Below are 14,489 nucleotides of genomic sequence, written 5' to 3'. Positions count from 1 at the left end.
CGACCTTTTTACATAACTCGAATTAAAATAATACCGACAATCCATACAAAGAGAAAAAGAAGCGTCATAGACCATTTATGTTCTTGCATCGTTTGTTTCAATGCCTGTGATAATTGTGTCATGTTCATTTCCGCAAGCGCTCTCCATACACTTACATCCCGATCTTTAGCAATGCGGTCTGTAACACTAATTAAAATTGTTTCGTTAGACAATTTCGTTATATAAGCAGTAATAACCGTTACCATCAAATTTATATTTCCTTCTGAAGAATCACTTTCCACTCTAGAGATAAGTGCACTCACATCTAGTAACGGAATATGTACTTTTCTACCAAATGATAGTTGTACTTCAGCGAAATCATATGTTCCATCTAACAAAGGAAGTTCTTTTATATGCGCCTGCTTAACAAGCCCTTGTAGGCTTCTAATTACTTGTTCAAATATTTTTTCTGTTTGCTTACCTTCTCCAGATAACGTATGTAACTTTTTAAAAAGTTGTAACACTGTATCCATCTCTTTAGAAAGCATTTCCTTCATAATCTTTCCATCACTTAAACTTGCAAGTAAAATACCTATTTCATTATTTTTCGAAATAATTTTAGAATGTCCAGTAAACACTAAATTGCTACGCTTTCGTTCTTTCTGGATTTCATGCTCCGAAATAGCTGCAGGCTGTTTTAATGGTTGTAACGCCTTATCTTCAATTGTCGTACGTTTAATCTCCATTTAAGCGCCTCCACTACTATGAAATAATTAGCCCCATTCTTTATTACTCTTTAAAACTAAAAACAGTACGAATAAACCTGACATGATAGTAAACACATCAGAAGCTTGCACTCCCTGTTCACCTTTTTCTTCTTTCTTGTCTTTCGGTTCTTCTTTTTGTTCTTTCTTTTTAGAGGCAACTTGTTTGTTATTTTTCTCTTTTTGGTCCTTCGCCTTATGTACTTCCTTGTTGTCTTCGAACGGCTCTTTTATAACGTAAGTAAATTCCTCTTTCTCTTCCAACGGTTCTTTTATAAACTTATTTACTTTCTCATCTCGCTTCGGAATTTGAACAACTGGCAAATTTTCTTCTGGAACCGGGTTTTTGACTTTAGAATCTTCTTGCTTCTCATTTTCTTTCTTATCTTCTAATTCATTTTCTAGTTTATTATCTAATTTATCTTCTTTCTCTTCTATCTTTTTATCATCTTCATTTTTTGGCACCAAAACAGAAATGGTATATTCACTTTCCTCAACAAGTTTATTACCTGCTGCATCTATTATCTCTACAAGTAATTCGTATGGCCCAGCCGGCAATGCTTCTGTTATTTCAAATACTTTTTGCCAATCCATATCATGCTTGTTGTAGTCTAATAAAAACGAAAGCTCTTTATTTTCTTTCCCTTTTAATGTAACGCGCACTTCTTTTACAACCGATTCTATATCTGATGCTTTTACTCGTATATGTATAGAATCTCCCTGTTTTCGTTCAACTAAGTTCTCTTTTACTTCATCAATAGTAACTTTCTGTAACTTTGGCAATTCTTTATCTATAGTTGGCGTTTCATTTTTAATACGAATGAGCGGGACTTTCACTTCATTTTTTATGAGCTCTTCTTTCTCATTCTCTTTGTAACTTTGAACGAGCTGAAGATTCCAATCACCTTGCAAATCAAAATCCCCTGCTTTATAGTTAGCAACCCAGCTCTTCGTTTCTTCATCATACTCAAAAGATAACATTCTTTCTTGCGCATATTGCTCCCCATTTTTTTGTAACTGCAATATACCTTTCATACTTTGAATGTTTTTCCCATTTGGTTCTACAGCAATTCGCACCTCTTCGCCAACTTTAAGCTCCGGCTTATTTACTGTAATAATTCCCTGTTCTGTTTCTATCTTTCTTTCACTCAATTGTTTATTTACTACTTCTTGTTGTTCTGCTTCTTTTTGTTTCTCTTCATCTTGCTTCGTTTCCACTTGCTCTGACGATTCTTGAGATTCCTTATTTTCTTCTTGTACATTCACTTCATTTATTTTTTGATCTGACTCAATTTGTTCCTCAGCCTGACTTTGCAAGGGGAAGAACAAGCATACATGTATGCTTAGCCAACTCATTAGAAAAAACTTTACGTTTTTCATCTACTAGTTCAAACTCCTATTTCAATGCCTTATAGTGATTTCGTCACTTTTACTCCGAAAAATCCATCTACATTTACAAGTTCACCATACGCCACTAATACATCATTTACATAAATACGAATTGGTTCATCAATATCCTCATCTAGCACAACTGCTTCATTTTCTTGTAAACTTAATATATCTTGAATCGTTTTCACTGTACTTCCAAATACAAATTTCACATTCATTTCTACATTTTGTAGAATGGACGTGTCCATATATACTGGTTCCATTTGTTTTACTTCTTTAAATTCAATAGGTTGCACAACTGGTTCTACAATTTTTTCTTCTTCAATTTCTTCTGTGGCAATCTCTTCTTCTTCCACCATTGGATACAGAAGTCGCCTTACCATTTCTTTCGCTTCAGAAATTGGCAAAATTTGATACATTTTCGATTGAAGCAGATCACCAATTTCAAGATTGAACGTAATTTGAACGAGTTCGTCCACTTCCATTGACTCTCCCAAATACTCCATTTCTTCTTTTAACGTTACAAATTTAACATTTGGCGGCGTCATGTCCATTTTTTCTTGGAACATTTCTGACATCGCCGTAGCAGCATGACCCATCATTTGGTTCATAATTTCTTTAATACCGCTCAGTTCTAATTCAGTAAGCTCTTTTTCCGGATCAACTTCCCCTGTTCCCATCATCATTAAATCTACCATTGTTAAGGCGACATCTTTCGTAAATACGAATACATTCTCATTCTTTAGCCCTTCAACAAAGTCGACATTTAAAATAACAAATGGCACTGGTACTCCATCATAATGACGAACATTGATTGCTTCCACATTTGGTGTACTAATTGTAACTGGCTGATTTAAAAGCGTTGACAATACTGTTGAAGCGGAACCAATTGAAATATTTGCAATTTCACCAAGTACATCTTTCTCTTCTTGTGTTAAATGCTCTTTTTCAACTTGTTCTTCTACAATCTCAGTTTCCACTACTTCTGCTGGTTCGACTGTTTCTTCTACTTCACCAGATAATTGCATTAATTTATTTACCATTTGTTTCGCATGATCAACTGAAACAATTTGTACAAGTTTAGAATTTACAAGATTATCTATCTTTAAATCAAACGACACTTTAACAATCGTATGATTCCCATCGATTTCAGAAATTTTCTCCATTTCTTCTGATAACTTTACAACTTTAATCGTCGGCGGAGACATATCTACTGTATCTTGGAAGAATTCCGACATAGATGTAGCTGCGAATCCCATCATTTGATTCATCGCTTCTTGTACAGCACTTAGCTCTAATTCGCCAAGTTCTTTTCCGTCCTCCACTTCACCTGTTCCCATCATCATTAAATCAGCAATGGATAATGCAACATCTTGCTTAAGGACAAGAAGGTTTTCCATATCTAATCCTTTTGTAAAATGAATGTTTAATACAACATGTGGAACTTCGACATCTCTTGAATCATATAAATCTACCAACTCTATGCGAGGAGCAGTAATGCTTACTTGCCTATTTAAAATTGTTGATAATACAGTCGAAGCTGAACCAAATGATATATTTGCAATTTCGCCAAGAATATCGCATTCTTGAGGCGTTAAATGCTCATTTTCTTTTTCTAGCACAATCGTGCTCGTATCCCCTTTTGTGTGTTGCTCAGGCATTTTCCCTGCCTCCTCATTTCTGTTTTTCTATCAAATAATATAAACTCTTATTTTATTTTAGCAAACTCATTAGTATAAAACGTTACTATGTATCCGATTATTAGATTCGTAGCAATTAGCCAAAAAGCTCCCCAATTGTATACAAGTGGGGAGCTTTCCTTCATTCCTATTATAAACCTTCTGGGTTTAAAATGAGGACCACTCGTCCATCACCGAGAATCGTCGCACCAGAGAAATAGTTAGAACTCTCTGCAAAGAAGTCACCTAATGACTTTAAGACTATTTCTCTTTGACCGATAATTGTGTTTACAATAAGTCCATAGCTGCGATGTGTATTACGAACAATTAACACAGGAACCATTTGACCATCATATGACGCAAACGCCTCATCTACTGTTTTTTCACCAAATACAGTACTTAAATGTTTCACTTCAATAATTTGATTACGATAATTTAACACATCTTTCCCTTGTAAGGATTGGATGTCTTCTCTCTTAATTCGAATTGCTTCAACGATATTTCCAAGAGGTAAAGCATAACGCTTATCATTCGTTTGAACAAGCATAGATTGAATAATAGACAACGTTAATGGAAGTTCAATTCTAAATGTACTTCCCTTTCCTTCCTCAGAATCAATAATTAAATGTCCACCTAAACTATGAATCGTATGTTTTACAACATCTAATCCGACACCGCGTCCAGAAAGATCTGATACAACTTCAGCTGTACTAAATCCTGGTTGGAAAATAAGATCAAACACTTCACGATCTGTTAATCTATTCGCATCTGCTTCAGTTACAACGCCATTTTTAATCGCTTTTTCTAATACTTTCCCTTTATTAATACCGTTTCCATCATCCGTAATTTGAATAACGACATGATTTCCACTATGAAAGGCTTCTAATTTAATCGTACCTGTCTCATTTTTACCTGCATCACGTCGTTTTTCAACAGTTTCAACACCGTGATCGATTGCATTTCGAATTAAATGAACGAGCGGATCACCGATTTCATCAATAACAATTTTATCTACTTCAGTATCTTCACCTGTAATTTGTAAATCGATTTTTTTCCCTAAATCTTTCGCTAACATACGTACCATACGCGGGAAACGATTGAACACAGTTTCAATCGGCACCATACGCATATTTAATAGTACATTTTGAATATCTTTTGAAATATCGCCTAATCGATTTAAATGTTCAATTAGCTCCTTGTTTTGAATCGTTTGAGCCAATTCATCAATGCGCCCACGTTCAATTACACTTTCTTCAAACATATTCATTAATCTTTCGATTTTCTCTAATTGAACACGAATTGAACGATTCTCCACTTTAGCATTTTTCGTTTTTGTAGTACTTTTAGCTGGCATAGCACTTGAAGGTTGATTCGTTGCCTCTATTGGTGATTCTACCTGCGTAGCCACAGCTGGTTGTAGCTTTTCTTCTACTTGCACAACTTCTTGTGTAACGACTTTTTTAGAAGCTACTTCCTTCGATATAGGTTCTCCTTGCTTTACTTCCACTTTCTCAATTTCAGAAACATGAAGTACTACTTGTTTCAATTCTTCTATACTACAATCCGTATCCATAAATACTGTAAATTCAAATCCGAAAGCATCTGCCTCAATTTCTTCAATACTCGGAGCTGTTTTTTGTATATTCCCTACATTTTGCAATGCTTCAATACACATAATGGCACGTACTGCTTTTAAAATCGCTTGCTGTTCAACTGTTATATGCACTTCATGCGAAACTGCATCATCGTTGTCTATATGATTTTGCTCTATATGTTCCGTAGGAGTTTCTACATTGCCGTTCAATAACGCTTCTAATTTCTGTTTAGTTGAGGCTACATCAATATTGCCCATTCCACCTTGTTGCACATCTGCAACCATCTTCTCCAAATTATCAATGCACTCAAAAATCACATCAATAATATCCGCATTTACAACTATATTTCCATGACGAATTTCATCTAACACATTTTCCATCTTATGCGTTAAATCAGCCATCTCCGTAAATTCCATGCTCGCAGACATACCTTTGAATGTATGAGCGGATCGGAATATTTCTCCTACAACATCCATATCAGCAGGATTTTGTTCTAACACTAGCACATTTTCATTTAGCGACTGTAAATGTTCTTCTGACTCTTCGAAAAATATATTTAATAGATCTGTTTGCATTTTTATCCCCTACCTGTCTAACAAACATTTCATTTATGTATAACAATTTAGTGTTTTACAATGAGAAAAAAGGGGGCCACACGTCGATCCGCTATCACTGTTTTGATTCCTTGTGGCACCCCTTCTATATTAACTATTTGCTACTTTTGTTAAAGCTTCAATTACACGATCCGCTTGGAATGGCTTTACAATAAAGTCTTTTGCCCCGCCCTTAATTGCATCTAATACCATACCTTGTTGTCCCATTGCAGAACAAATAACAACCTTTGCACTTGAATCAATTTTAATAATTTCCTTTAATGCTTCAAGCCCGTCCATTTCTGGCATAGTAATATCTAATGTTACAATATCAGGTTGAAGTTCTTTATACTTTTGAATTGCTTCTACCCCATTCTCTGCTTCGCCGATAACTTCAAATTCAGCATTACTTTTTAATAAGTTTTTAATCATCGTTCGCATAAACATCGCATCGTCTACTACTAAAATTTTATGTGCCATTCTTTTTAATTCTCTCCTTCTATGTATAAATATATCTTAATATTTCACCTTATCATTCTCACTCATTATACAAAATAAAATGATAAAATTTAATATTTTTTTAAAAGAATTTTCGTATTTTTATTATTTTATTATTAAAATAATAATATACTACTCTTTTATATAAATAACAACGCGACGGTTTTTTTCCCAGTTTTGCGGTGAATCATTTGGTACAATTGGCTTTGTGTCTGCATATCCTACCGCAGCTAGCCTTTTATCGTCCACATTATACACTTCAATTAAATGGTGAATCATATTTGCCGCTCGTGCTGAAGATAACTCCCAATTAGAAGGGAATTTCTCGTTATGAATAGGTCTACTATCTGTATGTCCCTCTACAACAATTGGGTTAGGTACGGATTGAAAAAATCCAACTAATTGACTTATTATCCCTTTCGCTTCGGGCTTAACGTTTGCATCGCCTGTATCAAATATTAAATTATCTACTATAACGACGCTTACCCCTGTATCCTCCCGATATACATTCACTTGACTAATACCGTTATTATCTACATACGCTTTTAACTTCTTATATAATTCATCCATTCTCTTTTTTGAGATCATTTTTTCATCATTTTTTTCATGTGAAATATCTGGTATTGTATTTTCCATTACTTTTGCATCTACTTGCCCCGTATCACTAAATTTTTCAAGCATCTTTGACAATTTTACTGCATCTTGCTTTGATGTAGCAACTAGTAATACAAAGAAAGTTAATAATAACATCGTTAAATCTGTAAAAGTCGTCATCCAACGAGGCGATCCCTTTTGCGGTCCTTTACTCATCATACCACTCCTTGAAATATTAGGCTGCTCCTTTTACCTTTTTTACCTTTGTTTCGTATACGTATGTATCCAGTTTCAACTTTAATTTAGAAGGGATTTGTCCACGATACAATTCTGAAATTGCTTCTATTACAAACTTCTTCTCTGTATATAAATCTTCAATACCACGATATACTTTTTCCGCAAGAGGGATTGCAATCATATTCGCAAGTACAGACCCATATAATGTCGTTAACATCGCAACTGCCATTCCTGTACCAATTTGCGATGTATCTTGTAAGTTTTGGAGCATAATGATAAGACCGATTAACGTACCAATCATTCCCCAAGCTGGAGCAAAATCACCAATTTTATCTAATAATGCTGCTCCTTTTCTTAACTCATACACTTCCGTTTCAATATCTTTCAATAACACTTCTTTTAATTCATCTTCATCGTAACCGCTTAACATTAATCGAATTCCTTTTTGAATAAAAGGATTATCCACTTGCTCTCCATCTACCTCTAAAGAAAGCAAGCCGTGCTTTTTAGACTTTTTCGAAAAATCGACAAACAAATCCGTTAACTGTTCTAAATCTTCTTCTCTTCTATGTAAAACAGTAAAAATGCTTTTCGTATATTTTTTTATTTCTCCAAATCGATATGCCACAACAATTGTCGCTGTTGTTCCCCCTATGACAATTAAAATAGATGAAACATCTAAAAAGTTTTTGAAAGCTTTTATTCCACCGCCGCCAAGCATAATTGCCGCTATCACTATAATGAAACCTACTATAATGCCCACTGGGCTAGAAATATCAAACTTCCTTTTTCTTCTTTGTGGTCTAGCTAATACTTGATTTTTCTCTCCCATATTTCTGCCCTTTCCTTTCCATTTTTATATAACATTTTTTTATTTTAATAATACGTTTTCACATATAACATGTATTATACGCTTATCATCTGTTTATCGCAATATACTCATGAAATTGACACATTTCATTTCTATATTAGAATTATGGTATGAATAAATGAGGAGGATCACGATGGAACACAACATTTTACAAGTCATTGCATTAGCAGAAAAACTAAAATATGAAATGCGACATAGCTGGCTTTCCAACGGACGTCAAGAAAGTGTTGCCGAACATACATGGCGCATGTCTCTAATGGCCATTTTAGTTGAACCTTATTTGGATCAAAAAGTAAATATTGAGAAATTACTTAAAATGGTTATTATTCACGATCTAGTCGAAGCCGAAGCTGGTGATATCCCTGCATTTGATACAATGAATAGTCATGACTTACAGCTACAAAAACAAAAAAATGAACTAGAAGCTATTTTAAATATTAAACAAACATTAACAGGTTCTCTCGGTGAGGAATTATATGACTTATGGATGGAGTTTGAAGCGAAAGAAACGTACGAAGCAAAAGTTGCTAATGCACTCGATAAACTTGAGGTGAAAATCCAGCATAACGAAGCTGATATTGATACGTGGCTACCAATTGAACATAAAATGACATTCCAAGTAGCAAAGCATACAAACTTTGATTCTTTCCTATCTAAATTACAAAAAATCATTGAACAAGATGGAGAAAAGAAGTTAATTGCTGCCGGCATTGATGTTGAGGCATGCAAGCAATAATGAAATAAGACACTCAACAAGAGTGTCTTATTTCATTATTGTTGATATAGCCTGCTTATAAATAAGCTGTTGTTTTCCATCCACTAAGATTAAAACTGTAAATTTATCCACTCCAACAACTTCTCCTATTATTCTAACGCCACTCTTTAAGAAAATTGTAACTGTACCTTTTTCTTCTTTTATTTGTTTATACAATTCTTCCTGTAAATGTTCCAATTACTGTCCTCTCCTTTCTGTGAAACATCTTAATATAAAAAACTATAAATTTTTTATTTATGCACTTTGTCTTTTATGTTCATAAACTTATTAATAAGTATATCTAAATCACGACTAAATAACAAAACTTTATCATGATCCAATCCGTGTCTCGCAACAAGTTGAATTAACTCTTTCTTTTTGTTTTCTATTTTATTTTTTAATTGTCCCATCTCCATCTCTATACTAAAACTCCCTTTTCCCATAATATTACTTGTAAAATTATAGTACATATTCTCTCATAAAAAAATAAGAAAATGGTTTTTTTTACAATTTTTTATTTTTTATGCCTAAATTATGAATTACGTAAAGGTTTATTTACAAATCACTAACATGCAATCCTAATGAATCTACAGGCATTTGTCTAATTATAAATGAGACTGGCTCGTTTTCTATACAAAAAACATACTGTATATAGTAGTCCATGAACCATATAGATTAACTTACTAAAAAGGAGGAAAACATATGAGTTATGGTGGAAGTTGCGCTGGTTTCGGCGGTGGATTTGCTTTGCTTATCGTACTATTCATCCTTCTAATCATCATCGGATGTAGCTGTTGGGGTGGCGGCGGATACGGATATTAATATATCCTATCCTTGACAAATGAACGAAAAACTATAGAAAAACAGCTCATATTTGAGCTGTTTTTTTCATACTTTCGTATGAATTTATATCCCTCTTATTTGCGATTTCAACTAACAACATATTGTTTACTATGGAATAAGAAACATTTTTCACTGATATAAAAGGTGGTTATACATACATATTACAAACAAAAATCATTTTAACATTAATTCTTGTCGGCATTTCATGGGGCATTATTGGAGGCGCTTATCAACTACTTCTAACGATCTATGCCGAAAAAATTTTCCATACGAACATTGGGATTTTATATACGGTTCAAGGGGCTGGGCTTATGATAGGAAGCCTTCTCGTTAATCTTTATATATCACATAATAAAGAAAAAATGAAAAAAGTATTCGGTTGGGCCTACTTATTACAAGGAATTTTCTTTCTCGGATTCATTCTATCCGATCAACTTATTATCGGTATCATTACTTTATTCTGTATGCGTATAGCAGGAGGAATCATCGTTCCACTTGATACGACATTACTTCAAACTTACACACACGAAAATATGATAGTTAAAGTTTTTTCATTCCATTATTCTATTTACGGATCTCTTATTCAGTTATCGATGTTTTTTACAGGAGGGCTGTTAGAAATTCTTTCTCCTCAAATGATTGGCAGTTTATTAGCTACATGCTGTATTTTTGTAAGTTTTATATGGCTGTTCTTGTTTTATCGCGGGGATCTCAGTGAATAATTTAATGATAATCAATACATTTTGATCCCATTCATTATTTGTTTCCCCATAATAAAATTGTTTCAAAATGTAAGTCGGATTTTTTAGTTAAAGAGCCTTATATGGCAATACTATTTGAGAAAAAACTAGATATTTATGTTAAAATACAAATGAGTTTGTGAAATATTGCACTTAAATAATAGACTTTAACTAGTTAAACTTGATTAAATAGGAGGGCTGTTTTGGGTATCACATTCATTTTCGTATGTATTATATTAGTGGCTTCTATTCTGCAAGCAAGTACAGGTTTTGGCTTTTCCATAATGGCAACCCCTTTCTTACTTATGTTATTTCTACCACAAGAAGCTATACAAATAAACATTATTTTATCTTTAATTATTTCCATTTCACTCATTTGGAAAATAAGAATGGACGTTGATTTTGTTCTACTGAAAAGGTTTATTTTTGGAAGTATAGTTGGTGTTCCTTTTGGCATTTTAATTTTCATTTCCGTTAACATAAACACTTTTAAATTAGCAGTTAGCATCCTACTCTTACTATTAACATTATTGCTAATATGCAACGTTAAGATTAGATCAACACAATCTAGAGATTTCATAGTTGGTGGATTATCTGGTCTTTTAACGACAAGTATCGGTATGCCCGGCCCACCCCTGTTACTTTATTTTACAGGAACTGATACTAAAAAAGAGAAGTTAAGAGCAACTACATTAGCTTTTTATTTGTTTATATATTTCATTAGCCTAGTAACTCAAATACTCTTTACTGGCACAAACAAAACCATTTGGGAATCAAGTTTTTATGCCATTCCAATTGTATTTTTAGGTTTGTTTATAGGTCAAATTATTTTTAAATGGCTTAATCAACGGATTTTTAAAATATTTACGTACATTCTTTTAAGTTGTACAGGGGGTTATCTTCTTATTGAAAGTTTGAACTTGTTATAGAAGATGCTTTAGATTGCGCCATAACAGATATGTTCAAACAAAATTATTGCTGTATTTTCCGGCAGGGTATTCCATATCAAAACTTAAATAACTTTATTGACAGTTTACAATTAGCAATAATCTTTCTTTCATAAGATAAACATTTCAAATCAAATACTAAATAAAACGATAAAAAGCGGCTATTATGCCGCTTTTACTTACTATTGGCATTTCATTCTCATTTTCTATCACTTTTGTAAAAAATTATTAATTTTTATTTCTATGTATATGATAACAAACAAAATACCTAAGTTCAGAAAGAATAAACAACTTTCTGGCCTTAGGTATTAACAATCAAACTATTCACTTATACTAAAGTTTCATCACAAAGCTCTGTTACATTTTTAAAATATTGCAAGTTCTCCTTCGCTTCAGCTTCATTAAATAAATTGAGTTGCTTCATTATTTCAGTAGCAAATTCAACGTACGCAGACCCTACCGCTGTTATTATTTTTCCATCAACCGTTACATCTTTGTTTTGTTTATATTCCCATTCATGTAAATGAGCTAATTGTTTTTCATCTGATGTTAATGATGTTGAGAATTTCTTCTTATTCAGCACCCCTGCTGCATGTAATAAAGATGTTCCGGCATAAATACCCGCTATCCATTTATTTTGCTTATGTAATTTGTTCACAATAGATAACAATTGTTCATTTTCTAAATGATCAAAAATATGTCCGCCTGGTACGATAAACACTTCATAGTCCTCTATTTTAATTTGCTCAATAGAGACATGTGGTTGACACAAAAAACCGCCTTCTCCTGTAACTGTTTTTCCGTCTACAGTTGCTGTTATTATTTCAAATTGCTTACTTATCAAAAATAAACTCGCTATATTCACTTCAAATTCTGCAAACCCATCAAACAAAAAAATTAAAGCTTTTTTCATATTATCTCCTCCCCCTATACTTATTCGAAGACAATCACCTTTCTCCTCCAAAAAAAAGCAAACCTGCATCACAGGTTTGCCTCTTTGCTCTCTTTGCTCACTTCTTATTAAATCCTTTTTCACTTAAAAACTCTTTCATATGCATTCTTTTTTCTTTAGACATAAACGAACTCATTGATTCCGTCCATGTTACGTTTTTCTTGTTTGATGATCTTTCTTTATAATACGCGTTCATCGTTTCATCATATTCGTTTAGTAATTCATCATATTTTTGTTCATCATATCCATTTTCATGAAGAACTGCTGCTACCGGTAAACGTGGTTTCACTCCATGATCTTCATCTGGTACGCCGACTGTCATTCCGAATACAGGATATACTTTATCAGGTAAATAAAGCAGTTCACTCACTTCTCTCGGATTATTACGAATACCACCAATATAACAAATACCGTATCCTAACGATTCTGCTGCTAGCGCTAAGTTTTGCGCAAAAAGTGAAGCATCTACTGTCGCAACGATAAAATCTTCTACTCCTTCATGCTTTATCTCGGTACCATGTTTTTCACATGCCATTTCAAGTCGTTTTAAATCTGCACAACAAACAAAGAATGCTGCACATTCTTTCACGTGACGATTTCCGGATAGCTCTGCTAGTTTAATCTTTAGGTCTTGATCTGTTACATATATAACAGAATAAGCCTGTACAAAATGCGAGGACGCAGCATGCTGCGCAGCTTGCACCATTCTTTCTACTACATCTTTCGGAATAGGTTCTTCTTTATATTTACGAACTGAAACGTGTTGCTCCATTTTATGTATCATCTCATTCATGAAAATCACTCCTTTTTCTCTTCCTAATGAAAAATTAACATATCTTTTTCAATATTCACAACTTATAAGCACAAAAAGAGCAATTCTTTTTGAATTGCTCTTTTTAAAACGTTTATTAATACGGTAAATGAAATTATACCGACAGATTTACATCATATTATTTCTTATCTTATTACGCCGTTTTCAAAACTTTAATACCTTTTACGATATTCCAAATGAAGTAGTAAATTCCTACAAGAATGAACACTGCATATGTGATCATCATTCCAATTCCAGCACCGTCAGATTGATTGAATCCTAAACCGAATATTCCTGATATCGCTAATCCTCCGAATAAAATTGCGTACGGGAAAATATGTGACCAAAATGCTTTTTTCGCGTGGTATTTCACTTCATCTTCCGCAACGAAGTACACGATAATTGGTAGTAAAAATGGTGCAAAAAAGATACTAAAGTAACATAGTGAAGATAGTATATTATTTCCTTTCATCCGACTCACCTCTAAATAGTTTTTGTTATCTTCATTATGTCAGGAATCCATTCTAGAAACTATCGCTTTACCTTTCATTAAGATGACATGTTTGTAAGATTTCCCTCAAAAAATCCCACCTGGACTTTCAGACGGGATTTTTTTCTCTATATTCGATTCATAAACCAATATTGCGTAATGGCTAAATACTCACGTATATTCGATGGAATGACAATTCGCTTTGGTGTTTCGGCCGGAAGACCTTCTAATTGTAACCCTTGCTTAGCTGCTATTTTTTTCGCTCTAAACATGTGGAAATCGTTTGTTACGATCATTCCTTTTTTCATATTGTCCGGAATTAAAGGTTTTGAGAATTTAATATTTTCATCAGTACTCGTTGACTTATCTTCCATTATAATGCGGTCTTCTGCAATTTTTAATTTCATTAATTCATTTTTCATTGCTAATGCTTCTGAAATATCTTCCCCTTTTCCTTTCCCTCCAGATACAATAGCGATTGCTTTATCATGTGATTTCAAATACTCAGCTGCTTTATCAATACGATATTGCAATGAGTACGATGGTTTCGTTCCGTTTACTTTCGAGCCCAATACAATTATATAATCAGCTTCATAGGTCGCATTCATTTGCCCATGCTTATAAATGTTATATTGTAAAAATCCCACATAAACGGCGCAAACCATTATAATTCCTATCATATACTTAATTATTTTTTTCTTTTTCATATCCATATACTCCTATGTTCTTTGCTTCTTTCATGATAATATCCAT

16 protein-coding genes and 1 pseudogene are annotated in these 14,489 nt (G+C 33.4%); 4 read left to right on the top strand and 13 right to left on the bottom strand.

Going from position 1 to position 14,489, the window contains the following annotated elements; all coding sequences use genetic code 11:
• Positions 1 to 8: 8 nt before the first annotated feature.
• From ACTFRM_RS04580 to ACTFRM_RS04550, 7 genes are all read right to left on the bottom strand, one after another.
• On the bottom strand, positions 9 to 725 hold the full coding sequence (locus ACTFRM_RS04580) for a hypothetical protein (RefSeq protein WP_000403947.1): 717 nt from the start codon (positions 723 to 725) through the stop codon (positions 9 to 11).
• 27 nt (positions 726 to 752) lie between these two features.
• The gene (locus tag ACTFRM_RS04575) at positions 753 to 2,123 is read right to left on the bottom strand and encodes a hypothetical protein (protein WP_000800112.1); all 1,371 of its coding nucleotides are present in this window, start codon (positions 2,121 to 2,123) and stop codon (positions 753 to 755) included.
• Between the two features lie 29 nt (positions 2,124 to 2,152).
• On the bottom strand, positions 2,153 to 3,793 hold the full coding sequence (locus tag ACTFRM_RS04570) for a flagellar motor switch protein (protein ID WP_001115002.1): 1,641 nt from the start codon (positions 3,791 to 3,793) through the stop codon (positions 2,153 to 2,155).
• 169 nt (positions 3,794 to 3,962) lie between these two features.
• Positions 3,963 to 5,981 carry a chemotaxis protein CheA gene (locus ACTFRM_RS04565; RefSeq protein ID WP_001192608.1) on the bottom strand — a complete coding sequence of 673 codons (2,019 nt, stop codon included), beginning with the start codon at positions 5,979 to 5,981 and terminating at the stop codon, positions 3,963 to 3,965.
• A 129-nt stretch (positions 5,982 to 6,110) separates the two neighbouring features.
• The gene (locus ACTFRM_RS04560) at positions 6,111 to 6,479 is read right to left on the bottom strand and encodes a response regulator (protein WP_000940568.1); all 369 of its coding nucleotides are present in this window, start codon (positions 6,477 to 6,479) and stop codon (positions 6,111 to 6,113) included.
• 150 nt (positions 6,480 to 6,629) lie between these two features.
• Positions 6,630 to 7,307 (bottom strand): OmpA family protein, encoded by a 678-nt coding sequence (locus ACTFRM_RS04555; RefSeq protein WP_000033627.1) that lies wholly within the window; start codon positions 7,305 to 7,307, stop codon positions 6,630 to 6,632.
• Between the two features lie 19 nt (positions 7,308 to 7,326).
• A complete protein-coding gene (locus ACTFRM_RS04550) occupies positions 7,327 to 8,160 on the bottom strand; it encodes a flagellar motor protein MotP (protein WP_000504191.1) in 834 nt (277 codons plus the stop codon).
• Between the two features lie 172 nt (positions 8,161 to 8,332).
• On the opposite strand from ACTFRM_RS04550, the gene ACTFRM_RS04545 reads away from it, so the two are divergent.
• Positions 8,333 to 8,935, top strand: coding sequence for an HD domain-containing protein (locus ACTFRM_RS04545; protein ID WP_000400752.1), 603 nt, complete (start codon positions 8,333 to 8,335; stop codon positions 8,933 to 8,935).
• 27 nt (positions 8,936 to 8,962) lie between these two features.
• Here the strand turns inward: ACTFRM_RS04545 and hfq are convergent, their stop codons facing one another.
• Positions 8,963 to 9,151, bottom strand: coding sequence for an RNA chaperone Hfq (hfq, locus tag ACTFRM_RS04540; RefSeq protein WP_000400664.1), 189 nt, complete (start codon positions 9,149 to 9,151; stop codon positions 8,963 to 8,965).
• 53 nt (positions 9,152 to 9,204) lie between these two features.
• A complete protein-coding gene (locus tag ACTFRM_RS04535; protein WP_000291688.1) occupies positions 9,205 to 9,423 on the bottom strand; it encodes an aspartyl-phosphate phosphatase Spo0E family protein in 219 nt (72 codons plus the stop codon).
• A 232-nt stretch (positions 9,424 to 9,655) separates the two neighbouring features.
• On the opposite strand from ACTFRM_RS04535, the gene ACTFRM_RS04530 reads away from it, so the two are divergent.
• The 3 genes and pseudogenes from ACTFRM_RS04530 (at position 9,656) to ACTFRM_RS04520 (ending at position 11,465) form a co-directional block, all read left to right on the top strand.
• Positions 9,656 to 9,775 (top strand): YjcZ family sporulation protein, encoded by a 120-nt coding sequence (locus tag ACTFRM_RS04530; RefSeq protein WP_000120179.1) that lies wholly within the window; start codon positions 9,656 to 9,658, stop codon positions 9,773 to 9,775.
• A gap of 140 nt (positions 9,776 to 9,915) precedes the next feature.
• Positions 9,916 to 10,518: pseudogene (locus ACTFRM_RS04525) on the top strand (MFS transporter); the annotation flags it as partial.
• Positions 10,519 to 10,739: 221 nt separating this feature from the next.
• The gene (locus ACTFRM_RS04520) at positions 10,740 to 11,465 is read left to right on the top strand and encodes a sulfite exporter TauE/SafE family protein (protein ID WP_000513093.1); all 726 of its coding nucleotides are present in this window, start codon (positions 10,740 to 10,742) and stop codon (positions 11,463 to 11,465) included.
• A 346-nt stretch (positions 11,466 to 11,811) separates the two neighbouring features.
• On the opposite strand, the gene ACTFRM_RS04515 is transcribed toward ACTFRM_RS04520, so the two are convergent.
• The 4 genes from ACTFRM_RS04515 to ACTFRM_RS04500 form a co-directional block, all read right to left on the bottom strand.
• The gene (locus ACTFRM_RS04515) at positions 11,812 to 12,396 is read right to left on the bottom strand and encodes a type 1 glutamine amidotransferase family protein (protein ID WP_000709448.1); all 585 of its coding nucleotides are present in this window, start codon (positions 12,394 to 12,396) and stop codon (positions 11,812 to 11,814) included.
• A 97-nt stretch (positions 12,397 to 12,493) separates the two neighbouring features.
• Positions 12,494 to 13,228: an oxygen-insensitive NADPH nitroreductase gene (nfsA, locus tag ACTFRM_RS04510; protein WP_440043099.1), complete on the bottom strand. Its 735-nt coding sequence runs from the start codon at positions 13,226 to 13,228 to the stop codon at positions 12,494 to 12,496.
• A gap of 172 nt (positions 13,229 to 13,400) precedes the next feature.
• Positions 13,401 to 13,718 carry a DUF4870 domain-containing protein gene (locus ACTFRM_RS04505; protein ID WP_000678038.1) on the bottom strand — a complete coding sequence of 106 codons (318 nt, stop codon included), beginning with the start codon at positions 13,716 to 13,718 and terminating at the stop codon, positions 13,401 to 13,403.
• A 146-nt stretch (positions 13,719 to 13,864) separates the two neighbouring features.
• A complete protein-coding gene (locus ACTFRM_RS04500) occupies positions 13,865 to 14,443 on the bottom strand; it encodes a YdcF family protein (protein WP_217362690.1) in 579 nt (192 codons plus the stop codon).
• Between the last annotated feature and the right edge of the window lie 46 nt (positions 14,444 to 14,489).

It is taken from the genome of Bacillus cereus group sp. MYBK227-1 (assembly GCF_051916325.1).
Classification (GTDB): domain Bacteria; phylum Bacillota; class Bacilli; order Bacillales; family Bacillaceae_G; genus Bacillus_A; species Bacillus_A cereus.
The sequence above is the reverse complement of the archived record's forward strand: the minus strand, read 5'-3'. Positions and strand labels throughout refer to the sequence as shown.